Raw genomic sequence first — 25,366 nt, forward strand, 5'->3', positions numbered from 1 at the left:
GTCATGGAACGCGGCCACCGAGGCCGCGCGAAACTCGCGGATCGGTCGTTCGCAGGGGCGCGCCGCCGCCGTGATCGACCGATGCGCTCAGCACTTGCCCGCGCTGCAATCCTGCGCCTTGTCTTCCACCTTCTCGCCCGCCTTCTGCATGTCCTTGCCGGCGCCGGCAACGGTGTTGCAGCCGGTCAGCACGCCAGCGCAGAACAGGGTCAGCATCAACAGGGTGGTCAGTCGCTTCATCGTGGTGGTCCTCGGCAATCGCAGGTGGTCGGGGTGGGCGGCGATAGGCGTCGCCGCGCTACCGTCTGGCGGTGAATCTGCCGTCACGACTGTGGATTTCACGTGAATGAACCGGCGACCCATTCAGGGTAGGCCCGCGTCGCTCAGTCCCGCATCAGCGTCGATTTGCCGAACAGGCTCTCCACCAGGTCCACGGCCAGCTCCGCGGTCAGGTTGCGGTGGTCCAGCACCGGATTCAGCTCCACGATGTCCAGCGAGGCCATGCGCCCGCTGTCGGCGATCATCTCCATCACCAGCTGCGCCTCGCGGTAGTTGGGGCCGCCGGGCACGGTGGTGCCGACACCCGGGGCGATGCTGGGATCGAGGAAATCCACGTCGAAGCTGACGTGCAGATGGGTGTCGGCGTCGAGCCCGTCCAGCGCCGCCTCCATGGTCCGCTTCATGCCCATCTCGTCGATGTAGCGCATGTCGTACACGTCGACGCGGTGCTGCTTGATCAGCCGCTTCTCGTCCGGGTCGACCGAGCGGATGCCGATCTGCCGCACCTGCTCCGGGCGCAGCGCCGGCGCGCTGCCGCCGAGCTCGGTCAGCGCCTGCGGCCCCAGCCCGCACAGGCAGGCCACCGGCATGCCGTGCACGTTGCCCGACGGCGTGACCTCGCTGGTGTTGAAGTCCGAATGCGCGTCCAGCCACAGCACGCGCAGCTTGCGGCCCTGCTCGCGGCAGTACCGCGCCACCGCGGTGATCGAACCGATGCCCAGGCAATGGTCGCCGCCGAGCACGATCGGCATGCGCCCGGCGCGCAGCTCGGCATAGCTGGCCTCCATCAGCGCGCGGTTCCAGGCGACCACTTCGTCCAGGTGGCGATAGCCGTCGACCGGCGCCTGCCAGGGATTGCGCGGGCCGTCGATGTTGCCGATGTCGCGCACCTCGACACCACGATTGGCCAGCGCCTCATGCAGGCCGGCGATGCGTAGCGCCTCCGGTCCCATGCGCGCACCACGATGACCCGCACCGATGTCGGTAGGCACGCCGATCAGGGACACCGGCAGAAAGGACGACTTCATGCGCATACGCTCCAGCCAAAAAAGTGCCCCAGTCTAGCGGGACCGGCATGTCACGACTCGCCGCGTCGCAGCAGTGCGGCATGCACATCGCGCCGGCCAAAGGCGTGCGGTTGGACACCCGCGGCGCTGGCTGGCTAAGCTGCTCCACCGTTTCTGGAGATCGCCTTGGAAAAGCCCTTGGTCGTGATCCTGGAGGCCGCGTTCGCCGGGTTCACGTTCCTTCCCTGGTTCGCGTGGGCGCACAACAGCTTGAATCCCACGCTGATCCTGCACGCGGACCACGTGGAGTACCGTGTCCTGCGCACGCGCACCCGCCCGTACCGTGAGATCGCCAGGGTGGACTATCGGAAGGCGTGGGGAACCGAGAACGTCGTGCTGGAGCTCCAGGGAGCGAAGACGACCTTCATCGCGAACACCGGGCTGCTCCGGCGCACCAGAGAGGCCATCGCCTTCTTGCAGCGGCAGGGTTGTCCGCTTTCCGCGCGCGCGCAGTCCTTGCTCATGCCGCGAAGCGCGTAGCGCAGCTCGCGACAGCACGCGGCGATCCAACCATGCTTCGGTTGAGCGACTGTTGCCTCGCGAGTCTGCTGCTGCATGCTTGCCATCCGCCACGCCACCACACTGCTCGCGTGACGCGCAGTTGCTCCCTGCTCGACTGGATGTGCGTGAGGGCACGCGACAGAAAGCAAAAACCCGCTGTTTCAGCGGGTTGATGGCGCAGCGCGGACATCTGCGGATGCCGGCTGAGCGAAGATGGTGCCGCTTATCCGAATCGAACGGATGACCTACTGTTTACAAGACAGTTGCTCTACCGACTGAGCTAAAGCGGCAAGATGGAAGACGCCCGCGGGCGGGCCCGGGGCAGTCTACCTGCTGGCGCGGGCCTCGACACGCCCTATGGCCGCGGCGCCGTGCAGGGGCAGGCGCGGCATTCTAGCGCAGCGTGGCGCAGTCCACGGTGCGCTGCCGCGCGGCGCCGAGCTGGCGGCGCAGGGTCGCGGCCTGCACCGCGGAGTCGGCACGCAGGTCCAGCCACCAGCGCGACTGGCCGCTGCCGCCGCTGGGGATCAGGTCGGCGTTGAAGCCGGCACGGGCCAGTTCCTGGCGGCGGCGCTCGGCCCCCTCGCGGCTGCGGTACTGACCCAGGGCGATGGCATTGCCGGCATCGCCCTGGCGCAATGGGTAATAGTCGCGGATGCCGGCGGCGACGATGCGCTCGGTGGCCTGTTTGAGGCCGTCTTCGCCGCCGATGGTCGGCAGGATCACGCGGAAGCTGGTGGCGTCGCTGTCGGCGGCCTCGCGCAGGCGCGGACGCGGCGCTCCCGGGGACAGCGCGGCGACGGCGGCCTGCGCCGCGTCGCGGTCCGGGTACGGCCCTACGCTCAGGCACACCGCCGCGTCGGCGGCCGGCGCTGCTGCAGGCTCGGCCTGGGCCTGGGTGGGAGCGGGCGCAGGGGCGGCGGCAAGTTGCGTGGGCGCGGTTTCGGGCGCGACGCTCGTGGGAGCCGCGGGTGCGCTGGCCGGTGCCTGGGCGGAGTCGGCCGCGTCGGCGGCGACGGCGCTGTCCTGCGCCTCGTCAGGCGCGGCAGCCGGCGTGGGCGGCGCAGCAGCCGGCGCCGGCGCTTCATTGACCAGTTGCAGCGTCGCCACCCCGGCCGGCACGGCCGGCATCGGCACGGCTGGCGGGGTCGGCGGCTGCATCGCCCACCACACCGCGACGCCGAGGTTGAGGATGGTCAGGACGACGAGCAGGGCGCGAACGAGCATGGCCGAATTCTAGAGCGTGCGATGCAGCTTGGGAGAGACAGTGAGGTCTGGGTTGGAGACGGCTGCATCGACGCGACGTCCGCCTCCGTCACGCCGCGCCGCATCGCGGCCGCCTGCGCCGGCCCGCTCAGGCGGCACCGGCACCGGCACCGGCCACGGCGTGCGCCTGCGCCCACAGCGCCAGTCCGTCCAGAACCAAGGCGGGGCGCTGCTCGGCCGACGGCAGTGCGTGCAACAACGGCGGCACGCCACCGCCGTGCAGCAGCAGCCGCGGGCGGCGTCCGAGCAAGGCCTCGCCCTGCTGCAGGCTGCGTTCGATCAGCGCCACCGCCGCGCCGTCGCAGCCGGAGGCCAGCGCGTCGGCGGTGTCGGCGGCGAACTCGTGGTAGTCGCCGCCCTCGGCCGGCAGCTGCGCCGCCTTCTGCTGCAGCGCCTGGCGCATCACGGTCGGCGACGGTGCGATGCGGCCGCCACGATGCAGGCCGTCGCGATCGAGCAGGTCCACGGTCAGCGCCGTTCCCACACCCACCACCAGCACATCGCCGCCGCCATGGGCGGCGAGCAGGGCCAGGAACCGGTCCACGCCGAAGGCCTGCGGTCGCGCATAGGCGATCCGCACCCCGGCGCAGGCGGCCTCGGTGCGCACCACCTGCACCTGCGCGAAGCGACTGCGCAACGCCTCCAGCACGGTGGCGGTCAGGGCCGGCGCGGCGACGCTGGCAACGTAGGCGGTGCCACCCTGCGGCAGCGCCGCGACCGCCGCCGCGTCCATCGCCTCGGCGCCATGCGGCCAGGCCTGCACCGCGCCCACCTGCCCGTATTCCAGCGCGGCGAACTTGAAGCGCGAATTGCCCAGGTCGAACAGCCAGTCGCTCATGCCGGCCTCACGCTGACGTCGCCCGCATGCACCGGCTGCTCGCCGTCGGCGAACGCCACCCGCAGCGCGCCGTCCTCGGCCAGCCCCAGGGCCGTACCTTCGCGCACCTGGCCGCCATCGTCGATGCGCACCGCGCGTCCGGCCAGCAGATCCAGCGCGGCGTAGCGCGGCAGGAACGGCGCCAGTCCCTCCGCATCGAACAGCGCCAGCGCCGGCAGCAGTTGCGACAGCACCGCCGCGGCGACCGCGTTGCGCGACACCGCGCCGCCGGCCAGCCGGGTCAGGTCGGTCCACGGCTGGTCGATGTCCGCGGCAGTGGCCGCCGGCATCGCCACGTTCAGGCCGAGGCCGATCACCGCCCTCGCCGGTCCGGCGAACTCGCCGCCGCCTTCCACCAGCAGGCCGCCCAGCTTGTGCCCGTCGGCCAGCAGGTCGTTCGGCCACTTCAGCCCGACCGTGGCGAATCCGGCCGCACGCAGGGCTTCGGCCACGGCCACGCCGGCCGCCAGGCTCAAGCCGCCCAGCCGGCCCAGCCCACCCTGGAAGCTGCGCGCCACCGACAGGTACAGATGCGCCGCCAGCGGCGACGCCCAGACCCGGCCACGGCGGCCACGGCCGCCGGTCTGGCGCTCGGCCAGCAGGACCTCGCTGCCCTGCGCCGGTGCCGGCCGCTGCAGCAGGGTGGTGTTGCTGGAGACCAGGCTCCAGGCGATCTCCAGCCCGGCCAGCTCGGCGCCCGCCGGTGCGCTCAGTCCGGCCCGGATCGCCGCGGCGTCGAGCAGTTCCAGTGGCCGTGCCAGGCCATAGCCCTCGCCGGCCCGGCCCTCGATCTCCACCCCGGCCGCGCGCAGCGCCTGAATGCGCTTCCACACCGCCGCCCGGGTCAGCCCGCAGGCGCGCGCCAGGGCATCGCCGGACAGGGGCCCCTTGCTGAGCCTGGCCAACAGTTCGCGCTCGTCCAACGCCGGTTCCATCGCCTCGTTCCGCCCCTGGGCGTGCAGTGGCGCGCCCTCGTGAACCGAAAAGTATGCGGCAACGTACCCCGGGCGCCCAGGGCCGGGGCCCTGCATTGGGTGAAAACCGCGTTAGAATCGGGATTCACCGCCGCTCGCCCTGGATGCCGACGATGCGCCGTTCCCTGCCCTGCCTGCTCCTGTTGCTGCTGCCACTCGCCGCCGCCCACGCGTCGAACGTGCTGGCGGAGAAGCCGCACACCGACTGCACCTACGGCGACGCGGCCGATGCCGACAGCACGCCGACGCGTCCGCCCGCGGCGCTGCATGCGCCTGCCTCCACCGGCAAGCCGGCCTCGACCACCACGGGCGGCGGCAGCGACAGCGACCTGGTGCCGCGCATGCGCATGCCGAAGTGGCACAGCTTCCTGCCGGGGATGTTCCGCTGATCCCACGCTGGCTGCGCGGGCTGTGGTCGAAACCCGCCGCCATCGATGACGCCACCTGGCAGGCCGTGCGCCGCGACTGCGCCTGGGTCGCCGCCCTGGATGCGCCGCGCGAACAGCGCCTGCGTGCGCTGGCCAGTGAATTCCTGCATCGTAAGACCATCTCGCCGCTGGGCGGCCTGCAGCTGGATGCCCGGCAGTGCGGCCTGCTCGCCGCGCTGTGCTGCCTGCCGCTGCTGGAGTACGGCAGCGAGGGCATGCGCGGCTGGTCGCAATTGCTGGTCTACCCGGACGCGTTCCGCGTGCAGCGCAGCCATGTCGACGCGGCCGGCGTGCTGCACGAGTGGGAAGACGAACTGATCGGCGAATCCTGGGACAGCGGCCCGTTGATCCTGTCCTGGGCCGACGTGCAGGCCGACCTGGACGATCCGCGTGCCGGCTACTGCGTGGCGGTGCACGAAATGGCGCACAAGCTTGACGTGCTCGACGGCGCCCTGGACGGCACACCGCTGCTGCCGCGCACGTGGCAGCGGCAATGGGCCGACGATTTCCAGCGCAGCTACGACACCTTCTGTGCGCGCGTGGAGCGCGGCCGCGCCAGCGAGATCGACGCTTACGCCGCCGAAGCGCCGGAAGAGTTCTTCGCCGTGGTCAGCGAATATCACTTCTCCGCGCCGCAGCGGCTGGAGCGCGAAATGCCCGAGGTCGCCGCGCATTTGGCTCGGTTCTACGGGCCGTCGCCGTTCGCTGCGGCCTGAACCGCGCACGCCTCTGGCGGGACTGTGTCAGTGACAGGGAGTGGTCTCCGCCGCAATGAAGTAAGGGATACGGCAAGCGGAGCGCGGAAGGCGTCGGGACTGAAGTCCCTCCCACAGTGCACCCATCATGCCGACCGCGCGCGCCTATGGGGGCGACTTCAGGACACCTCCAACAACGCATGATTTGCCACGCATCGGCGTGATACATCGTCGCGATTGTAGGAGCGGCTTCAGCCGCGATAGGCGTTACCGGGAATGCTCATCGCGGCTGAAGCCGCTCCTACAACTTGGCTTCCAAGGTTGTTGGAGCTGCCATGAAGCCACAACGAACGACGTTCGGAATTTCACCCGTTCGAAAGGGGACGGCTAAACACCTGCCATGCGCGCACGGGCTTGGCGCACGTCCCTTGTAAGAGCGGACTCCAGCCACCCATCGCGGGGCGTGACGCGGCGATCCGTGGCAAAGCCTCAGACCAACTTCAAATCCCGCGCATGCGCCTGCGGGAACACCTTCTGCAGTTGCGTCGGCGACAGGCCCCACATGCGGCCGAGCAGGCCGGCGAACATGTCGCGGTAGTTGGTCAGCACCGGATAGTCGCGGTCCTGGAACAGCTTGTCCTTGCTCACCGCCACCTGCTCGCCGGCGATGCGGCCGCCGTTGACCCCGCCGCCCAGCACCCAGTACGTGGTGCCGTGGCCGTGGTCGGTGCCCTTGTCGCCGTTCTCGCGGAAGGTGCGGCCGAACTCGGACAGCACCACCACCACGGTGTTGCGCCACTCCGGTCCCAATGCCTCGGCATAGGCCGACAGCCCCTCGGACAGGTTGGCCAGGTTGTTGGCCAACGCACCATCGGTGCTGCCCTGGTTGACGTGCGTGTCCCAGCCGCCGACGTCGACGAAACCGAGCCGGTAGCGCTCGCGCATCAGCGTGGCGATACGGCGGGTCTCGTCGGCGAAGGTGCGCGCGCTGGCGGCACCGCGGTTGGCCTGCTGCATCTCGTCGCGCAAGGCCTGCGAGATCTGCTGGCGCAGCGCCAGGCCGTCGTGCGCGGCGCTGGCCAACTGGGTGCCGTGGTACATGCCGGCGAGGATGTCGGCCTGGCGCTGATCGAAGGCCGGGGTCGGATTGCGCTTGAGCGAGAGATTGGGGATGTCGCCGCCGCCCTGGAAGCTCAGCGGCAGCGAATCGGTGAAGGCGATCGACGGCGTACCGGTGGCCACCTGCGACAACCGCGCCAGGAAGCCGGTGCGGTAGTCGCTGCGCTGCCCGGCCGGTTGCCCGGCCTCGATGCTGTCCTGGGTCTCGAAGTGGCTGCGCGACAGGTCGTCAGTGCCGGCGAAGGGCACGAACGCCAGCTGCTTGTCGTTCCACAGCGGCATCAGCGTGTCGCGCAGTCGCGGGTTCAGGCCCCACTGCGTGTCCAGCGCGATGGCACTGTTCGGATTGGCCGGATCCGGCCTGGCGATGGCCAGGCTCGGCCGCGAGGCGTAGTAGAAATCGCTCGCGTACGGGACCAGCAGGTTGTTGCAGTCGTAGCCGCCGCGCAGGAACACCACCAACAGGCGCGGCGATGGCGCGGGCGCGGCGAACAGGCGCCCGGCGAACGGCAGGCTGGCCGCGGCGGCGGCGGACGCGAGCAGGAAGCGGCGACGGTGCATGGCGGATCTCCGTGCGGCGAAGGCCGCGGTCAGCGGTAATTGAAATCGGGCGAGGCCAGCAGGTAGCCGTTCCACTCCTGCTGCGAGCGCGCCTGCGCCAGCGCCTGGCGCGTGGCGTCGCTCAGTTGCGGCTCGATCGCGTGGTAGTACAGCGGCGTACTCAGTTGCGGGAAGCCGCCGCGTTGCTGCCCGTCGACGGTGAACAGCTGGGTGTTGCCGTTGCCGATCGCACGCGCGATCTCGAAGCGCTGCGCCATCTGCCCGGAGCTGTTCCAGGCACTGGACTGCAGCGACCAGCCATCGGGCGTGATCCGCCCGAAGCTCGGCTCGCCCATCTGGTTCAACCAGCCCAGCAACGGCTGCGGATTGACGATGGTCTGCCCGTCGTAGGCCAGGCGCAGCGCCGAGACCAGGAAGCGGTACGGATCCTTGAACTTATGCGGCACGCCGGCCGCCATCTCCGGCGCGGTGAACATCACCTGCAGCACCGCCGCGATGTCGCCGTCGCTACGCTGGAACGTGCGCGCCATCTTCTCCACCAGCGCCGGCGGCGGATCGTCGGCGACAAAGTATTCGGCCAGCTGCCGCGAGATGAACTGCGCGCATGCCGGCTGACGCACGATCAACTGCACCGCGCGCTCGACCTCGTCGAAGCCGCCGCCGGCGATGCGCTGGCCGAGTAGGGTCTTGTCGCCCGGTTCGTGCCGCGCCGGATTGAACTCGAACGCGCCGCGACGCACATACTGCCCCTGCAGCGCCGGCGGCAGCTTCGGCGGGCCGTCGCGGTCGACCGGCGCGATGCCGACGCCGGTGAGGATCAGCGCCAGTTGCTGCACGTCCTTCTGCGTGTAGCCTGCGTTGACGCCGAGGGTGTGCAGTTCCATCAACTCGCGCGCGTAGTTCTCGTTGACCTTGCCTTTGGCGTTCTGCGCGTTGTCCAGGTACTCCAGCATCGCCGGACTCTCCAGCGTCGCCATCACCAGGTCGGAGAACTTGCCCAGCGCGTGCGGGCGGATCGCGTTGTCGGCGTAGTCGGCCACGGTCCAGTGCAGCCGGCCCTTGTCGGCGAACACGCTGAAATGGTTGAGCCAGAACCACACCATCTGCTCGCGCAGCTGATCCGGCGCGTAGATGGAACGCAGCAGTTGCGCCTGGCGTGCCTGGTTCAGCAGCAGATCGCCGCGCTGCTGCGCCGCCTTCTTTGCCGCGACCTTGGCATCGCCATCCGGCATCGCCTTGATCGCCTGCTGTGCGGCGGCTTGCTGCTTGAGCAGTTCCTGGACCGGCGTGTGCAGCGCGGCGTAGCCGTCCAGTTGCGCGCGCACCGGCGCCGGCAGGGCGGCATCGCCACCGTCGGCCTGCAGTTGCTCGCGCAGGAAGCGCTTGCGGCCATCGCGTTCGAACTGCGCCACGCTGGCGCTGTCCAGGCCGGTGGTCATCGACTGCAGCCAGCGCGCATCGTCGCGCTTGAGCACCTTGTCGGTGGCAGCGATGGCGCCGACGGTGAACAGCACCAGCAGCAACGACAGCAGCAGCCGCTGGGTATTGCGCAGCGCGCGCCGGCCGCGCACGCGCAGACGCGTGGCTGCAGGACGATGCCGGGATGCGGACATGCGGGGCTCCTGGACGAAAAGCGGCGTGAAGACCGGCGCAGTATCGCCAGCTGTGCGCCAGTCGCGTTAAGCCTCTGTCGGAAACCTCCCGGTCATTTGCACGGGATTCACCTGCTGCTGCACTGCAGCGCGCAGGCAGAGACTCGATTGGCGCGGGTAGCCGCTGCGCAGCGCGATGCCGGTCCCAGACCAGCACAGGAGCGCGCGGTTGGGCTTACAACCCCGGCGGCAGGGTGACCAGGAAGCGGGCGCCGCCCAGTTCCTCGGAACGGCTGACCTGCAGCTCGCCGCGGTAGCCCTTGACCAGGTCCTGCACGATCGCCAGGCCGATGCCGTGGCCATGCACGCGCTCGTCGCCACGCACGCCGCGCTGCAGGATGTGGGCGACCTCTTCCGGCGCGATGCCCGGACCATCGTCCTCCACCGCGATGATCAGGCCGGCGCGACGACTGCCGGCGGCCGGCTCCGGCCGCACGCTCAGCAGCACCCGCCGGCGCGCCCACTTGAAGGCGTTCTCCAGCAGGTTGCCGAGCAGCTCCTGCAGGTCGCCGGGCTCGCCGTGGAAGCGCGCGCTCGGCTCGATATCGAACTCGCACAGCACGCCCTTGGTCGCATAGACCTTCTCCAGGCCGCGCACGATCTCCTCGGCGTTGGGCTCGATCGGCAACGGCGCGGCGAACAGCTTGTGGCCGCTGGAGGCGGCGCGCGCCAGCTGGTAGGACACCAGGTTGTTCATGCGCCGCAGCTGCACGTCCAGCTCTTCGCGCAGCTCCGGCCCCTGCGCGCCGCTGTCGAGCTGGGTGCGCAATACCGCCAGCGGGGTCTTCAGGCTGTGCGCCAGGTCGGCCAGGGTGTTGCGCTGGCGGTCCAGGTTCTCGCGCTCGCTCTCGATGAAGGCGTTGATGCTGTCGGTCAGCGGTTCCAGTTCGCGCGGATGGCGATCGCCCATACGCACCGCTTCGCCGCGCTGCACCTTGGTCAGTTCGTTGATCACCCGGCGCAGCGGGCGCAGGCTCCATTGCAGGATGAAGGCCTGCAGTACCAGCAGGATCAGGCCGGCGCCACCGAGGTTGAACCACACCCGGCCGCGGAACACGCGCAGCTGCGCGCCCAGCGCGCGGGTGTCCTCCATGATGTAGATGGTGACCGGGGTTTCCTTGTCGTGGCGCACGTAGGCCAGGCCGATCCCGTAGCGATAGACCTCGCCTTCACTGCCGTCGATCTGGGTCATCGGCCAGGGCCCGTCGAAGGTTTCCTGGCGCGGCTCGAGCATGCCGCCCTTGGGCGGCAGCGGCCCCTCACTGGACATCGAGATCCAGCGCTCGTTGGGCAACTCGATCTGCGCGTACAGGCCGCTGCCGGGCCGGTCGAAATGCGGGTCCGGCGACGACTTGTCGTTGTTGATGTACAGCGAACCGTCGCGGGCGACGTCGATGTTGTTGGCGTACGCGGTGGCGTAGCTCTTCAGGCGCTCGCGCAGGTTGCTCAGCGCGGTGTCGGCGAAGGCCTGGTCCAGCGCGTAACCCGCGGCGGCGAGGAACGCCAGCAGGCTGAGGCTGGCGGCGAGCAGCTGGCGCGCCTGCAAGGAACGCGGGCGCCAGCGCTTGTACCACCTGGGTCGTGCCGCCACGCGGTCGCTTCCTCGGTGTGCTCGCCGGCGCCTGCGATCAGCCTTCGGTGCGCGGAATCGCGAACCGGTAGCCGCGGCCGCGCACGGTCTCGATCGGCTTCAACTCGCCGTCCGGGTCCAGCTTCTTGCGCAGGCGGCCGATGAAGACCTCCAGCACATTGGAGTCGCGGTCGAAATCCTGCTGATAGATGTGCTCGGTCAGGTCGGCCTTGGAGACCAGTTCGCCGGCATGCATCATCAGATACTCGAGCACCTTGTACTCGTAGCTGGTCAGGTCGACGTTGCTGCCGCTGACGCTGACGGTCTGCGCCGCCAGGTCCAGCGCAACCGGACCGCATTCCAGGGTCGGCTTGCTCCAGCCGGCGGCGCGGCGCAGCAGCGCATTGACGCGCGCCAGCAGCTCTTCGACGTGGAACGGCTTGACCAGGTAGTCGTCGGCGCCCTGCTTGAGGCCTTCGACCTTGTCCTGCCAGCTGGAACGCGCGGTCAGGATCAGCACCGGGAACTTCTTGCCTTCGTCGCGCAGCGCCTTGATCAGTTCCATGCCCGACATCTTCGGCAGGCCGAGATCGATGATGCCCACGTCGAAGGGCACTTCGCGGCCCATATACAGGCCTTCCTCGCCGTCCTGCGCCGCATCCACCGCAAAGCCTTCGCGCTTCAGGCGAGCGGCCAGGGTCTCTCGCAGCGGAGCTTCGTCTTCGACCAGAAGGATACGCATAACTCTCCCTAGTAACTTACAGGTGGCCGATGGCCGGGGCGGTGTGTGGAACCTGAACCGAACTATCCGGACTCACGGGTGATCGTCGCGTGGTGGCTCGGGAGGCTCGCCCGACCGCGGCGCCCGCGGCGGTACCGCACGGCCAGGTTGCGGATCGTCCATGTAGCGTACCCGCCCACGGCCGTCCATGTACTTGACGCGGTTGATGTCGCGGCCATCGAACGGCACGCGCTCTGCGCCGAGGATCTGCCCGCCGGTGGAGCGCTGCACCCGACGCACCGCGTCGGACAGCGAACTGCCGCCATAGTCCCGATTGCGCCCCGCATCGCGCTCCGGCGGCGCCATCACCCCCGGCATGGGCGGCTGCTGCGCACGGCCATGGCCAGCCGCGACCGACGCCAGCGCGAGCGCGAACACAGCGGCGAAGCGGTAGTGGCGGGAAGCGGGAGAAGTCACGACGGGCATCCTAACGGACTGATCGGAAACGTTCAAAACTTGTGAAGCGCGACACCTCGCGGGAACGAAGACGACCTCGAGAAATCGAGGCAAATTCTTGATTTTTCGGGGTGAATCCGGTCTGAACTTTTCCGGACGCCCCCGGTAGCATTCAGTCAAATGAACCTGCCGAAGGCCGATGCAAGGGCCGCGCCAGGGGTCTGGAGAGGCCCTTCGGCAGGTGCTTCGCGGCGTCTCCACAGGACCAGAGACTAGCTCCAGGAACCTGAACGAAATCCCTGAACGACGCGCGGAAGACGGCGGCGTGGCAGTCATCGATCGAGACGCCGCATGGGTCGGCGCCCGCTTGGCGATGAGAGCGATCAGGTCATCGATGCGAAAGGTGCCCCGCACCACGCGGCTGCGCCCCGCGGATCACGCTGCCGCGCGTGCCGCCCCGTCGGTGACCGCCAGCGCCCGCTCCAGCAGCGCCCAGTCCGCGCCCGGCCGGTGCGCGCCTTCGCTGAGCACCTGGCGGAAGGCGCGGCCGCCGGGCTGGCCGTGGAACAGGCCGAGCAGGTGCCGGGTGATGTGCTTGAGCGCCAGGCCCTCGGCCAGGCGGGCCTCGACGTAAGGACGCAGCGCCCGCAACAGCTCCGCACGCGAGCGCAATGCGGCACCAGTGATGGCCGCGTCCAGCCGGTGCAGGACGTAGGGGTCGTGGTAGGCGGCGCGGCCCAGCATCACCCCGTCCACCGCCTGCAACTGCGCCTGCGCCGTCTCCACCGCGGCCAGGCCGCCGTTGAGCACCACCTGCAGCTGCGGCCGCTCGCGCTTGAGCCGGTGCGCCCAGTCGTAGCGCAGCGGCGGCACCTCGCGGTTCTCCTTCGGCGACAGGCCCTGCAGCCAGGCATTGCGCGCATGCACCACGAACAGCCCGCAGCCGGCCGCGGCAACCTGGTCGATAAAGGCCAGGAACACCGCGTAGTCGTCGTCCTGGTCCACACCCAGCCGGCACTTCACCGTCACCGGGATGTCCACTGCCGCGACCATCGCCGCCACGCACTCGGCGACCAGCGCCGGCTCGCGCATCAGGCAGGCACCGAAGCGCCCGGCCTGCACCCGGTCTGACGGGCAGCCGCAATTGAGGTTGATCTCGTCGTAGCCCCAGTCCTGGCCGATCCGCGCCGCCTGCGCCAGCAGCGCCGGCTCGCTGCCGCCGAGCTGCAGGGCCAGCGGATGCTCGGACGCATCGAAATCCAGCAACCGTGCGCGATCGCCCAGCACCACCGCATTGGCGTGCACCATCTCGGTGTACAGCCGCGCCGACGGCGCCAGCAGCCGATGGAAGACCCGGCAATGGCGGTCGGTCCAGTCCATCATCGGCGCAACGGACAGGCGCAGCGAGGCGGCATAGCGCGCGGGGAGATCGGCGGCGGGGAGCGGAAGCGTCATCGGCACGGCGGACGGGCGCCGCCGGCATTCGCCGCAGCGCCAAGTCATTGGCTTAGGGATCAATAGCTTACACGTTCGCCATGAACGCTGCCGATGCCAACCTGCGGAGGGCGAAAGCGCAGCCGGATCGACTGCGCTTTTCGCCGCGCCTGCTACTTGCGCAGGTAGAGCGTCTTGTCGCCGAAGTCGATCACCGCACCGGCCTTGGTCAGGAAATCCGCTCCCAGCATACCGCCGAGGGCCTCGCCGTCCGGACGCGTCTGGCTCGCGTAGGCGTAAATATCCTCGAGGGTGGCATCGTTCACCGGCTTGGAGGACCAGGTGCCGATGTGCACGACGACCGGCTTTTTGGTCCGGTAGACGACGAGCCGCGCGCCTCTCGGCCCCGAGGCGTTCCCGTAGACGCCGCCCTTCTCCACGCCGGCCAGTTGCGCGAACGCGGGATCGATGACGGCGTTGCCGACGGTGCTGACGATCATCGAGCGCTCTGCCCGCCCAAGCGTCGCTCTGACGACGTAGCGGTTGGCCTTCTCGTCGAACTGCATGGGCAGCGCCGCATAGCCCGCGCCCAGCAGGCGCGTGCGCAAGCTGGAGGTCTGGGTTGCGTCGGGATTCACCAGAACGCGCTTGCCGGGATAGTCCAGGACCACGCGGTTCGCGCGGAGCCAGCCGACGCCCAGCATGCCCACGTCGGCGTCGGGTTCCGGCGTCTCGAAGACCGACACCGGCACGTTGGTCACGGTGGCGTCGCCGATGGTGAGGCGATCCAGGACGCCCTCGTCGCGGCCGAGCGCACTGACCTTGCCGGGTGCCTCGATGCCGAACGCACCCTGGTGGCGCAGGTCCCTGACGCCGACCTGGGTGGCGATGCGATGAATCACCTGGACATACAGCGACGCGTTCGCGTGCACCATCATCTTGCTGGGGTGACCGTTCAACTGCACGTCGATGATCGGGCGCGTGGCGTCGCCGATCGTCGCGGTGGAAAAGGGCACCGTCGCGGAAGTGGCCGCACTAGGACCCGGCGGGCCGATCGGATCGGCGGACACGGCACCTGCAGCAAGTGCGAGCCCGAGCAGTAAGGCGCGCAACGACGAACGGAACGGCGGGATTCTGGACATCCAGGTTGACCTTGGTGAAGGGAATGGCGGGGTAACGCAAACCACCGGCAAGCCTTGCGGCGTCTGCGTCAGGTGACGCGTTCGAGTCTATCCGGGAAACACGGCCCGCGAGCGACAATGTGGTTGCCGTCGCAAACCGCACGTGCTTTCCGCCACCCCGCGCCATCACTCGGCGAGGCGGCAGGAAATGCCAAGCCGGCTTGAGCTACATCCCTCGCCCGGATCGTGCGCTGCCTGCCGCCACTTGGCGGGCGAACGGGCGCGCGCCAACACCCTTGACCGCCCGCCGCATCCGGCCTATCGTGCGCTCGCCGAAGGTATTCATCGCTTCATTCGGATGAAGGGATGAATTTAAACGGGAATCCGGTGACGGCCGGCGCCGCAAGCGCCTGCCCATTCCGGAGCTGCCCCGCAGCGGTGAATGGAAACGACCTCCGTCAATGGCACTGGGCCGGCGCATGCCGGCCTGGGAAGCGACGGACAGTAGGTGCGCAGCCGGCACGGTGCGCGTGTCCATCAGCCCGAATACCGGCCCCGGCCGGAGGACCGTGCGTCCTCCGATTCGACCTGGCGCCTCCGCGGGGAGGTGGCCGGACCGCGACCCGGTCTTGCGCCGCGCCGCGCCGTCCGCCTGCCCGCGCGGTACCGGTTCGCCCGCGGGGGCGAAGGTCGCTGGCGTGGCGGGCGGTCCGTGCGAACGGGACGCGCGGCGCGCGGTTCCTTCGTTCCTCAATGCCCTTGAACGCAATGAGGAAACGCAACATGACGATCGTGACCAACCTGGGCTTCCCGCGCATCGGTGCGCGGCGCGAGCTCAAGCAGGCGCTGGAACGCTACTGGCGCCGCGACATCGATGGCGCGCAACTGCAGGACACCGCACGCGACCTGCGCCTGCGCCACTGGCAGCTGCAACGCGAGGCCGGGGTGGACGTGCCGCCCAGCAACGAGTTCAGCCTGTACGACGCGATGCTCGACACCGCGTTCCTGTTCGATGCGATCCCGCAACGCTACCGCGCGCTGGCCGATGCCGATCCGTTGGCCGGCTACTTCGCGATGGCGCGCGGCACCCAGGAAAACGGCCTGGATCTGCACGCGCTGGAAATGACCAAGTGGTTCGACACCAACTACCACTACCTGGTGCCGGAGCTGGCGCGGCGCCAGCACTTCCGCCTGCGTGGCGACAAGCCGGTGGTGGAGTTCCTGGAAGCCAAGGCGCAGGGCATCCAGACCCGGCCGGTGCTGATCGGGCCGGTGACCTTCCTGGCGCTGTCCAAGACCGTGGACGGCAGCGACCGCTGGGCGCTGCTGGACAGCCTGCTGCCGGTGTACGCCGAACTGCTGCAGCGCCTGCATGCGGCCGGCGCCGGCTGGGTGCAACTGGACGAGCCGGCGCTGGTGCTGGACCTGGACGAGGCCGCGCGCGCCGCCTATCGCCGCGCCTATGATTTCCTTGCGCAGGCGCCGCGGCCGAAGCTGCTGCTGACCAGCTATTTCGGCGAACTGGGCGACAACCTCGACCTGGCGATGGCGCTGCCGGTGGACGGCGTGCACGTGGACCTGGTGCGCGGCGTGGCGCAACTGGACGCGGTGCTGCAGGCCCTGCCGGCCGGGCGCGTGCTCTCCGCCGGCCTGGTCAACGGCCGCAACGTGTGGCGCACGCCGCTGGACAACGCGCTGACCCTGGCCCGCTATGCCGCCGGCCACGTCGGCCGCGAGCGGCTGTGGCTGGCGCCGTCGTGCTCGCTGCTGCACGTGCCGGTGGATCTGCAGCAGGAGACCAGGCTGGACCGCGAACTGGTCGGCTGGCTGGCCTTCGCCAGGCAGAAGCTGCAGGAACTGCGCACCCTGGCCGATGCGCTGGACGACCAGCCGCAGGCGCAGGCGGGACTGGATGCGGCGCGCGATGCGCTGGCCAGCCGCCGCGCCTCCGCACGCGTGCATCGCCCCGAGGTGGCGCGGCGGGTAGAGGCGCTGACCGACGACGCCGGCCGCCGGCAGTCGCCGTATGCGCAGCGCCGCCAGGCGCAGCAGGCGGCGTTGCGGCTGCCGCTGTATCCGACCACCACGATCGGCTCGTTCCCGCAGACCGAGCAGGTGCGGCAGGCGCGCGCGCAGCACAAGGCCGGCAAGCTCGACGATGCCGCCTACGACGCGTTCCTGGCCGCCGAGACCGAACGCTGCGTGCGTGCGCAGGAGCAACTGGGCCTGGACGTGCTGGTGCACGGCGAGTTCGAGCGCAACGACATGGTCGAATACTTCGGCGAACAGCTCGACGGCTTCGCCTTCACCCGCCACGGCTGGGTGCAGAGCTACGGCTCGCGTTGCGTGAAGCCGCCGATCATCTACGGCGACGTGCAGCGCCCGGCGCCGATGACGCTGCGCTGGACCACCTACGCGCAGTCGCTGACCGAGCGGCCGATGAAGGGCATGCTGACCGGGCCGGTGACGGTGCTGCAGTGGTCGTTCGTGCGCGACGACCAGGAGCGTGCGCAGACCTGCCGGCAGATCGCGCTGGCGCTGCGCGACGAAGTGCGCGACCTGGAGGCGGCCGGCATCGGCGTGATCCAGATCGACGAGCCGGCGATCCGCGAAGGCCTGCCGCTGCGCCGCGCCGACTGGCAGGCGTATCTGGACTGGGCGGTGCAGAGCTTCCGCATCGCCGCGGCCGGGGTGCGCGATGCCACGCAGATCCACACCCACATGTGCTACTCGGAGTTCAACGACATCATCGAGGCGGTGGCGGCGATGGACGCGGACGTGATCTCGATCGAGACCTCGCGCTCGCGCATGGAACTGCTCGATGCCTTCGTGCGCTTCCGCTACCCGAATGCGATCGGGCCGGGCGTGTACGACATCCACTCGCCGCGCGTGCCGAGCACGCAGGAGATGGTGGCGTTGCTGGAGAAGGCGCGTGCGGTGCTGGATCCGCAGCAACTGTGGGTCAATCCGGATTGCGGGCTGAAGACCCGCGGCTGGGCGGAAACGCGCAGCGCCCTGGAAGCGATGGTCGCCGCGGCGCGGCAGTTGCGCGCGCAGCAGGCGCAGGCGGCGTGACATGGCGTTGCCCGGCGCCGCGCGCGCCGGGCAACGCAGCGCTCCAGGCATGTCCGGCATCCCAGTTCGGCGTGCATTGCTGCATTGCGTCTTTGTCCGGCAATGTGCGCTGGCTATAACCGCAGGCGAACGCGTGGCGAGGGGGCGCTGCGTCCTCGCCGACGTGCTGCCGGCGGTGCATCTGCGCCGCGGTCTTCGGTATGCGCGTGGGCTCTCAGCACCGCCAGGGAGAGCGCGTCATGCCGAAGCTGTCGAAACTGTCCGCCGTCTGCGTCCTGTATCTCGTCGTCCCCGCCGCCGCGCTGCACGCGGCCGAGCTGATTCCCAAACAACTGGCCGGACCGCCGGAGGAGTTCGCGCAGATGCGCGCGCCCGCCCCGGCGGAAGCGGCGATCCTGTCCAAGAGCGCGTTGCTGCCGGTGGAGTTCTCCGCCGCACGCAGCAGTGGTCCGGCGCAGTGGCACACCACCCTGCCGGTGGAGAACGGCAAGCTGCGCTTCGTGGTGCTGTCCGGCGACCACGATTGGCAGCCGCGGCTGAGCGCACCGGCCACGGCCAGCGCACGCATGGGCACCACCGCCGCGACGCCGATGCTCGCGCCCAGCGCCAAGGCCACCCAACTGGGCGCCGGCGGCGCCGCGCTGCCGGCCCGCGAGTACCGCGTGGACAGCGCCGCCAATGGCGACTGGACCCTGACCCTGCAAGCCGACGGCAGCAGCGCGGCGCAGCGTGGCTATGTGCTGATGGAGGGCGATCCGCGCACGCAACTGGCGTCCTACCCCAGCGACCGCGCGCAACTGCAACGTGGCCAGCGCATCGGCCTGACCGCCCTGCTCGGCGGCATCGATGCGCAGGGCGGCGTGTCGCTGGCGCGCAGCGCCGGCAGCGGCCGCATCGACACCGCGCAGCTGCGCGTGATCGCGCCGGACGGCTCGGTCAGCCAGTGGCCGATGGCCGACGACGGCCGCCACGGCGACGGTGCCGCAGGCGACGGCGTGTATGCCGGCGACTTCCCGGCGACCGCCATCGGCACCTACATCGCGCAGGTGGTGGTGCACGGCCACGACGCCGGCGGCCAGGCCTTCGTGCGCACCAGCGAGCACGTGCTGCCAGTGCTGGACACCACCTTGCGCATCAATGCCGATGCGGTCGCCGCCAGCGCCCAGCCCGGCACCCGCCTCATCCTGCCGATCCCGGTGCGCATCGGCGGCGGCCAGGCGCCGGCGCACTACCGCGTGCTCGGCGAACTGTGGGGCACCGGTCGCGACGGCAGCGCGGTGCCGGTGGCCTGGCTCGGCGGCATGCTCGCGCCGCAGGACGGACGCCTGCCGCTAAGCGTGGACGAACGCTGGATCGCCCGCGCCGGCGCGCGTGCGCCGTTCACCCTGCGCAACCTGCGCGTGGAGGATCCGGACAACTTCGTGCCGCTGGCCACGCGCGCGACGCTGCCGCTGACCCTGCCGGCACTGCGCCGCAGCAGCGTGGCGCGCAGCACCGGCGCGATCGACGAGAGCATGCGCATGGGCGAGCGTCCGGCGCAGCTGAGCGCCGCCACCACCGACATGCAGGCACAGGCCACCGGCAAGCGCCTGGTGCTGGTGCACGGTTATTGCTCGGGCGGGGTGTGGCCGGTGGCGCAGTTCAGCAACGCCTCCGCGTTCCTGGACATCAACCAGAACCGCAGCAACGACCAGTTCGCGCAGCGCCTGGCGCAGTTCGGCAGCCAGTGGAACTCGTTCGGCACGGTGGCGCACAGCCAGGGCGGCATGGCCGCGCTGCACCTGTACGTGTACTACTGGAGCGGCCTGGACAACGCCAGCGGCGGGCGGGTGATGCAGTCGGTGGGTACGCCCTACCAGGGCACCAACCTGGCCGGCATCCTGGCCACGGTGGGCTCGTGGTTCGGCGTGGGCTGCGGCACCAACAACGACCTCACCTACGACGGCGCCAAGGCCTGGCTGGCCGGCATCCCCAACTCGGCGCGGGCGCTGGTGAACTATTACACCACCTCCTTCGCCAAGACCAACTGGTACACCAACGACTACTGCAATGCGGCCTCGGACCTGGTGCTGAGCGACCCGGAGGACGGCACCGTGGAGCAGGTCAACGGCCAGCTGCCCGGCGGCGTCAACCGCGGCCACACCACCGGCCAGTGCCACACCACCGGCATGCGCGATCCGGCGCAGTACCTGGACGCCAGCCGCAACGCGACGATGAACGCCAACGCGGCGCGTTGAGGGCTGGGAATGGGGAATCGGGAATGGGGAGTCGGCAGAGCAAACGCCGCGCTGCGGCTGCTGATGGTCCCCTTCCCTATTCCCGGCCCCATTCCCTGCTTCATCGGAAATGCCACCGTACAGTGACTGGAGAGCGGCGATGATCGTCGATGCTGACGGTCGGCGCCGCGACCATGGATTAGGGCAAGCGGGTGCTTAGCCGCCGTTGCTGTTGCTGTTGCTGTTGCTGCTCCCGATTCCCGAATCCCCATTCCCCGCCTCACCGAAACACGACCGTGCGATGTCCGTTGAGCAGGATGCGATGCTCGACGTGGCGACGCACGGCGCGGGCCAGTACCTGCGATTCGGTATCGCTGCCCAGGCGCACCAGTTCGCGCGGGGTCATGGCGTGGTCCACGCGGGCCACGTCCTGCTCGATGATCGGACCTTCGTCCAGGTCGCCGGTGACGTAGTGCGCGGTGGCACCGATGATCTTGACCCCGCGCGCGTGCGCCTGGTGGTACGGCTGCGCGCCCTTGAAGCTGGGCAGGAAGCTGTGGTGGATGTTGATCGCGCGTCCGGCCAGCGCCGCGCACAGCGTCGGCGACAGGATCTGCATGTAGCGGGCCAGCACCACCAGGTCGATGCGTTCGCGTTCGACCAGCGCCAGCAGCTGCGCTTCCTGTTCGGCGCGGTTGGCGGCACTCACCGGCAGGTGGTGGAACGGCACGCCGTAGGAGCCGGCCAGCGCGGCGAAGTCGGGATGGTTGGAGGCCACGGCGGCGATATCCACCCGCAACTGCCGGCTGTGCGCGCGGAACAGCAGATCGTTGAGGCAATGGCCCTGCTTGCTGACCAGCACCAGCAGGCGCGCACGGCGGCGCGCGTCGTGCAGTTGCCAGTCCATCGCGTAGTCGGCGGCCAGCGGCTCCAATTGCAGCTTCACCGCGGCGACGATGCCGTCGGCGGGTACGTCGAAGTGCACGCGCAGGAAGAAACGGCCGCTTTCCTCGTCGCCAAACTGCTGCGCATCGAGGATGTTGCAGCCGTGCTCGAACAGCAGGCCGCTGACGCGGAAGACGATGCCGGTACGGTCCGGGCAGGACAGGGTCAGGATGTAGTCGGGGCGCATCTGTCGATGATAGGGGAAAGGCGGGGATTCGGGAATCGGGAATCGGGAATCGGGAATCGGGACAGTCCACCTCTGGAACGTGGTGAGGCAACTGTCATGCAACGACGGCGGACGAAGTCCGCTGTGCATCCGATCCTGCACGGCGTCGGGACTGAAGTTCCTCCCACAGTGCAGTCCCTGACCGTGCCGGTGCTGCAGTGTGGGCGCGGCCTCAACCAGGACGGTGAGAAGAGGCCACGCCATCCAGCCGGAGCCGGCTTTTCCTTCTCCCTCCGGGAGAAGGTGCCCCGAAGGGGCGGATGAGGGATCGGGCGCAGCCTCGTGCAGTCGAAACACCGCATGCGCTACGCGCCCGTACCCTCACCCCAACCCCTCTCCCGGGGGGAGAGGGGCTAAGAGCCATCCAGCCGAGGCCGGCTTCTCCTTCTCCCCTCGAGACCATGGCCCCCTTTTTGGGGGAAGGTGCCCCGAAGGGGCGGATGAGGGTCCGGGCGCAGCCTCGTGCAGTCGAAACATTGCGTGCGCTGCGCGTCCGGACCCTCACCCCAACCCCTCTCCCGGAGGGAGAGGGGCTCAGCCCTCCTTACACGGAAACAGGGTCGCAGCTGACGTCGCACCCAGGACGTTGCTCACTCGCCTGCACTCACTCCGGACGCAAGCGCAGCGCCAGGCGGCGGTTGACCTTTTCCAGGCGCGCCAGCGAATCCTCCACCGACATGCCGACCGCTTCGTGGGTGGTGATGTGCGCGCGCAGGTGCGCCGGATCGTCCAGGTCGCCGCGCACCAGGAACACGTTCTCGCCATCCTCCACGTCGCCGATCTCGCGGCTGAGCACCACGTGGTCGACCTGGTCGAAACCGTATTCCTTAGCCAGCGGCAGCAGTCGCGCCACCATCCGCTCGCTGATCGCGTCCGGCGCGCGCCCACAGGCAGCGTCCAGCGCGTGCACGCCCTCGCGGATCTGCGCGTACAGGAGATGGTCCGGATGCTCCGGGTGATCGGGCCCGGGCACGGGCTCGCGCACCACCGCGCGCGGCGGCTGGATCGGGGCTCTGTCGCCGGGATCGGACGAATTCGGACTCATGGCATCCTCCTGTGATGCGCCAGCAAATCGCCGCACCTTAGCGGCAAGCGCGCGCCAGGCTCAAGCGGGTGCGCAGTGTGCGGCATGCGCCGCCAAGGCCCGCTGAAGATCCGTCGGCGCTTCAGCTCTGGCCAGCGCGGCGCGCGGCGACCTTGGCCAGTGCCGCCCAGTCGAGGTCGCCGTCGCCGTGCGCGATCGCCTCGATGAAGGCATCGCGCAGCACCCCCGCCAGCGGCATCGGCACGTGCCGGGTCTCGCCGGCGTTCAGCGCCAGGCGCACGTCCTTCAGGCCCAGCGTGGCCTTGAAGCCGGCCGGGCTGTAGCGCTGTTCGGCGATCATGCCGCCGTAGGTCTGGTAGGCCGGTGCGGCGAACACGGTGCTGGTGAGCATGTCGAGGAAATCGGCCGCCTCCACGCCATGCCCGCGCACCAGTGCCGACGCCTCGGCCATGGTGCCGATGGCGCTGGCCAGGCACAGGTTGGCGGCGAGCTTGACCGCGTTGGCCTGTTCCGGCGCGGTGCCGAAGTACCAGGTCTTGCGCCCGATGACGTCGAGCAGGGGCTGCACCCGAGCCAGCGCCGCGGCGTCGCCGGCGGCGAGCAGGTTGAGCTGGCCGGCCGCGGCCACCTCCACCCGCCCCAGCACCGGCATCGCCAGGTAGGCGACGCTGCGCTCGGCATGCAGCGCGTGCAGTTCGCGCGCCAGCGCCACCGAAATCGTGGCCATGTTGACGTGCACGCTGCCCGCGGTGAGCGCGTCCAGCGCACCGCGATCGAGCAGGGTCTCGCGCACCGCGGTGTCGTCGGCCAGCATCGAGAACAGCACCGGCCCGCGCACCGCGTCGGCCGGTTGCGCGGCCTGCTGCGCGCCGGCCTCGAGCAGGGGCTGCGCCGCCGCGGCGCTGCGGTTCCACACCGTCAACGCATGGCCGGCGCGCAGCAGGTTGAGCGCGATCGGCTGGCCCATCGTGCCCAGGCCGAGAAATCCAATCGTCGTCATTGCATGCTCCCTGGAGGAATCGAAATGGAGGCCGCCATCGGTACGCGCGGCGCGTGCCGGTCAGGCGTCGAACACGCCGCGCGCCGCATGCGGCTCGCAACGCAGGTATTGCGGCGACGGGCGCAGCCGCGCGCCCAGCGCGGCGGCCGCGTGCCACGGCCAGCGCGGATCGTAGAGGATGCCGCGGGCCAGCGCGATGGCATCGGCACGGTCCTCGGCGAGGATGGCCTCGGCCTGCTGCGGCTCGGTGATCAGGCCCACTGCGATCACCGGCATGCGCACCGCGCGGTGCAGCGCCTCGGCCAGCGGCACCTGGTAGCCGGGCGCCACCGGAATGCGCTGGCGCCGATCGAGCCCGCCGCTGGACACGTGCAGATAATCGCAGCCCTGCGCCTGCAGCGCCTGCGCCAGCACCTCGCTCTGCGCCAGATCCCATCCGCCGTCGACCCAGTCGGTGGCGGAGATGCGCACGCCCACCGCGATGCCAGGCGCCACGGCTGCGCGTACCGCCGCATGCACGCGCAGCAGCAGGCGCATGCGGTTCTCCAGGCTGCCGCCATAGGCATCGGTGCGCTGGTTGCTCAGCGGCGACAGGAACTGGTGCAGCAGGTAGCCGTGTGCGGCGTGCAGTTCGATCAGCGCAAAGCCGAGTCGCTCGGCGCGCCGCGCCGACGCCACGAACGCCTCGACGATGGCGTCGATGCCGGCCAGGTCCAGCGCCTGCGGCGGCGGGCCGTCGGCGGCGAATGCCTGCGCCGACGGCGCCACCGTCTGCCAGCCGTTCGGCTGCTCGGGCGCGATCGCGCCGCCGCCGTCCCAGGGCTTGTGCGTGGATGCCTTGCGCCCGGCATGCGCGAGCTGGATGCCCAGCGGCATCGGCGACCAGCGCCGCACCGAACGCAACACCGTGGCCAGCGCCGCCTCGGTGGCGTCGTCCCACAGGCCCAGGTCGGCGTAGCTGATGCGCCCGCGCGGCTCCACCGCGGTCGCCTCCAGGATCAGCAGCCCGGCGCCGGACTGCGCCAATTGCCCGAGATGCTGCGTGTGCCAGTCGCTGGCACGGCCGTCCTCGGCGGAGTACTGGCACATCGGTGCGATCACGATGCGGTTGGACAACGACAACGGCCCCAGCGCGAGGGGCGAGAACAAGTGACTCACGATGCGGATCCATGGAGACGCCGCGCGCGGCGCGGCAAGCGGCCATTGCACTCCTGCCATGCGGCGCGATCAACCACTGCCGATGGATCAGTTCGTGCCGGGATTCGGAACGCGCGCCGCCGCCGGCAGCAGGAAGGACAGCGCCTGCGCGCACGGCTGCTCCAGCTTCAGGCTCAGCAGGTCGTCGCCGCGGGTGCGGCCCAGGTTGACCGCGGCGATCGGCAGGCAGGCCTTGGCCGCGGCCTGCACGAAGCGGAAGCCGGAATAGACCATCAGCGACGAACCCACCACCAGCACCGCGTCGGCGCGCTGCAGATGCGCGAAGGCGCTGGCCACGCGCTCGCGCGGCACGTTCTCGCCGAAGAACACCACGTCCGGCTTCAGCACGCCACCGCAGTGCGTGCAGGCCGGCACCACGAAGCTGGCGAAATCCTCGCCCTCCAGATCGGCATCGCCGTCGGGCGCCGGCGCGGCCTGCAACGTCGCCCACTGCGGATTGTGCTGCAGCAGGTGCTGCTGGAACGCCTCGCGCGGCATGCGCCGCTCGCAGCCCATGCAGCGCACCACGTCCAGGCGCCCGTGCAGGTCGATGGTGGCGCGGCTGCCGGCGGCCTGGTGCAGGCCATCCACGTTCTGGGTCAGCAGCACTTCGACCTGGCCGCGCGCTTCCAGCTGCGCCAGCGCGGCGTGGGTGGGATTGGGCCGGGCATGGCCGAAGCGCGGCCAGCCAAGCAGGCTGCGCGCCCAGTAGCGTTGCCGCGTCGCCAGTTCGCCCATGAACGCCTGGTAGGTCACCGGCTGCGCACGTTTCCAGTCGCCGGCGGCGTCGCGGTAGTCGGGAATGCCCGAGTCGGTGCTGCAGCCGGCGCCGGTCAGCACGAACAGGCGCCGATGGCGGTCGACGAACGCTTCCAGCGCGGACGCCGCCGGCGGTGGTGACGCGGCATGATCCTGCAGCAACTGCGACATCGTGAAGGTCT

22 protein-coding genes, 1 tRNA gene and 1 riboswitch are annotated in these 25,366 nt (G+C 70.0%); of the genes, 5 read left to right on the forward strand and 18 right to left on the reverse strand.

Going from position 1 to position 25,366, the window contains the following annotated elements; genetic code table 11:
• Positions 1 to 87 precede the first annotated feature (87 nt).
• Entirely contained in the window at positions 88 to 240 is a 153-nt protein-coding gene (locus tag AC1PMG_RS20165) for an entericidin A/B family lipoprotein (protein WP_010341023.1), read from the reverse strand.
• Between the two features lie 143 nt (positions 241 to 383).
• Positions 384 to 1,307, reverse strand: coding sequence for an arginase (gene rocF, locus AC1PMG_RS20170; protein WP_026144365.1), 924 nt, complete (start codon positions 1,305 to 1,307; stop codon positions 384 to 386).
• A 165-nt stretch (positions 1,308 to 1,472) separates the two neighbouring features.
• Between rocF and AC1PMG_RS20175 the strand changes: the two genes are divergently transcribed.
• On the forward strand, positions 1,473 to 1,826 hold the full coding sequence (locus AC1PMG_RS20175; RefSeq protein WP_481110026.1) for a hypothetical protein: 354 nt from the start codon (positions 1,473 to 1,475) through the stop codon (positions 1,824 to 1,826).
• 235 nt (positions 1,827 to 2,061) lie between these two features.
• Here the strand turns inward: AC1PMG_RS20175 and AC1PMG_RS20180 are convergent.
• The 4 genes from AC1PMG_RS20180 to birA form a co-directional block, all read right to left on the reverse strand.
• A tRNA-Thr gene (locus AC1PMG_RS20180) sits at positions 2,062 to 2,137 on the reverse strand.
• 103 nt (positions 2,138 to 2,240) lie between these two features.
• Positions 2,241 to 3,074, reverse strand: coding sequence for an SPOR domain-containing protein (locus tag AC1PMG_RS20185; RefSeq protein ID WP_481110027.1), 834 nt, complete (start codon positions 3,072 to 3,074; stop codon positions 2,241 to 2,243).
• A gap of 127 nt (positions 3,075 to 3,201) precedes the next feature.
• Complete coding sequence (locus AC1PMG_RS20190) at positions 3,202 to 3,951, reverse strand: type III pantothenate kinase (RefSeq protein WP_481110028.1); 750 nt, start codon at positions 3,949 to 3,951, stop codon at positions 3,202 to 3,204.
• Complete coding sequence (birA, locus tag AC1PMG_RS20195) at positions 3,948 to 4,913, reverse strand: bifunctional biotin--[acetyl-CoA-carboxylase] ligase/biotin operon repressor BirA (RefSeq protein WP_481111723.1); 966 nt, start codon at positions 4,911 to 4,913, stop codon at positions 3,948 to 3,950. The genes AC1PMG_RS20190 and birA overlap by 4 nt, the downstream gene beginning before the upstream one ends.
• A gap of 155 nt (positions 4,914 to 5,068) precedes the next feature.
• Here birA and AC1PMG_RS20200 point away from each other — a divergent pair, with 155 nt between their 5' ends.
• Positions 5,069 to 5,353, forward strand: a complete 285-nt coding sequence (locus tag AC1PMG_RS20200; protein ID WP_017917075.1) for a hypothetical protein — start codon at positions 5,069 to 5,071, stop codon at positions 5,351 to 5,353.
• The gene (locus tag AC1PMG_RS20205) at positions 5,320 to 6,108 is read left to right on the forward strand and encodes a M90 family metallopeptidase (protein WP_481110029.1); all 789 of its coding nucleotides are present in this window, start codon (positions 5,320 to 5,322) and stop codon (positions 6,106 to 6,108) included. The genes AC1PMG_RS20200 and AC1PMG_RS20205 overlap by 34 nt, the downstream gene beginning before the upstream one ends.
• 468 nt (positions 6,109 to 6,576) lie before the next feature.
• On the opposite strand, the gene AC1PMG_RS20210 is transcribed toward AC1PMG_RS20205, so the two are convergent.
• From AC1PMG_RS20210 to AC1PMG_RS20240, 7 genes are all read right to left on the reverse strand, one after another.
• Complete coding sequence (locus AC1PMG_RS20210) at positions 6,577 to 7,767, reverse strand: DUF1501 domain-containing protein (RefSeq protein WP_481110030.1); 1,191 nt, start codon at positions 7,765 to 7,767, stop codon at positions 6,577 to 6,579.
• A 29-nt stretch (positions 7,768 to 7,796) separates the two neighbouring features.
• On the reverse strand, positions 7,797 to 9,380 hold the full coding sequence (locus tag AC1PMG_RS20215; protein WP_481110031.1) for a DUF1800 domain-containing protein: 1,584 nt from the start codon (positions 9,378 to 9,380) through the stop codon (positions 7,797 to 7,799).
• Between the two features lie 214 nt (positions 9,381 to 9,594).
• Positions 9,595 to 10,965, reverse strand: coding sequence for an ATP-binding protein (locus tag AC1PMG_RS20220; RefSeq protein WP_267106009.1), 1,371 nt, complete (start codon positions 10,963 to 10,965; stop codon positions 9,595 to 9,597).
• Between the two features lie 82 nt (positions 10,966 to 11,047).
• Positions 11,048 to 11,731, reverse strand: coding sequence for a response regulator transcription factor (locus AC1PMG_RS20225; protein ID WP_003469280.1), 684 nt, complete (start codon positions 11,729 to 11,731; stop codon positions 11,048 to 11,050).
• Positions 11,732 to 11,803: 72 nt separating this feature from the next.
• The gene (locus AC1PMG_RS20230; protein ID WP_481110032.1) at positions 11,804 to 12,187 is read right to left on the reverse strand and encodes a PepSY domain-containing protein; all 384 of its coding nucleotides are present in this window, start codon (positions 12,185 to 12,187) and stop codon (positions 11,804 to 11,806) included.
• A 414-nt stretch (positions 12,188 to 12,601) separates the two neighbouring features.
• Positions 12,602 to 13,621 carry a tRNA dihydrouridine(20/20a) synthase DusA gene (gene dusA / locus AC1PMG_RS20235; protein WP_481110033.1) on the reverse strand — a complete coding sequence of 340 codons (1,020 nt, stop codon included), beginning with the start codon at positions 13,619 to 13,621 and terminating at the stop codon, positions 12,602 to 12,604.
• Between the two features lie 152 nt (positions 13,622 to 13,773).
• Positions 13,774 to 14,742 (reverse strand): hypothetical protein, encoded by a 969-nt coding sequence (locus AC1PMG_RS20240; protein WP_481110034.1) that lies wholly within the window; start codon positions 14,740 to 14,742, stop codon positions 13,774 to 13,776.
• 297 nt (positions 14,743 to 15,039) lie between these two features.
• A riboswitch (cobalamin riboswitch) is annotated at positions 15,040 to 15,293 on the forward strand.
• A 211-nt stretch (positions 15,294 to 15,504) separates the two neighbouring features.
• Between AC1PMG_RS20240 and metE the strand changes: the two genes are divergently transcribed.
• The gene (metE, locus tag AC1PMG_RS20245; RefSeq protein WP_481110035.1) at positions 15,505 to 17,796 is read left to right on the forward strand and encodes a 5-methyltetrahydropteroyltriglutamate--homocysteine S-methyltransferase; all 2,292 of its coding nucleotides are present in this window, start codon (positions 15,505 to 15,507) and stop codon (positions 17,794 to 17,796) included.
• A gap of 239 nt (positions 17,797 to 18,035) precedes the next feature.
• The gene (locus tag AC1PMG_RS20250) at positions 18,036 to 20,033 is read left to right on the forward strand and encodes a choice-of-anchor X domain-containing protein (RefSeq protein ID WP_481110036.1); all 1,998 of its coding nucleotides are present in this window, start codon (positions 18,036 to 18,038) and stop codon (positions 20,031 to 20,033) included.
• Between the two features lie 259 nt (positions 20,034 to 20,292).
• Here the strand turns inward: AC1PMG_RS20250 and purU are convergent, their stop codons facing one another.
• The 5 genes from purU to AC1PMG_RS20275 all read right to left on the reverse strand — a co-directional run bounded on the left by purU (position 20,293) and on the right by AC1PMG_RS20275 (position 25,355).
• On the reverse strand, positions 20,293 to 21,144 hold the full coding sequence (purU, locus tag AC1PMG_RS20255) for a formyltetrahydrofolate deformylase (protein ID WP_017911840.1): 852 nt from the start codon (positions 21,142 to 21,144) through the stop codon (positions 20,293 to 20,295).
• A gap of 643 nt (positions 21,145 to 21,787) precedes the next feature.
• Positions 21,788 to 22,228 carry an XVIPCD domain-containing protein gene (locus tag AC1PMG_RS20260; RefSeq protein ID WP_017908683.1) on the reverse strand — a complete coding sequence of 147 codons (441 nt, stop codon included), beginning with the start codon at positions 22,226 to 22,228 and terminating at the stop codon, positions 21,788 to 21,790.
• Between the two features lie 121 nt (positions 22,229 to 22,349).
• Positions 22,350 to 23,228 (reverse strand): NAD(P)-dependent oxidoreductase, encoded by an 879-nt coding sequence (locus AC1PMG_RS20265; protein WP_481110037.1) that lies wholly within the window; start codon positions 23,226 to 23,228, stop codon positions 22,350 to 22,352.
• 60 nt (positions 23,229 to 23,288) lie between these two features.
• The gene (locus tag AC1PMG_RS20270; protein WP_481110038.1) at positions 23,289 to 24,446 is read right to left on the reverse strand and encodes an NADH:flavin oxidoreductase/NADH oxidase; all 1,158 of its coding nucleotides are present in this window, start codon (positions 24,444 to 24,446) and stop codon (positions 23,289 to 23,291) included.
• A 27-nt stretch (positions 24,447 to 24,473) separates the two neighbouring features.
• Positions 24,474 to 25,355, reverse strand: a complete 882-nt coding sequence (locus tag AC1PMG_RS20275; RefSeq protein WP_481110039.1) for an NAD-dependent protein deacetylase — start codon at positions 25,353 to 25,355, stop codon at positions 24,474 to 24,476.
• Between the last annotated feature and the right edge of the window lie 11 nt (positions 25,356 to 25,366).

The sequence above is a fragment of the Xanthomonas sp. NCPPB 2250 genome, from assembly GCF_056725265.1.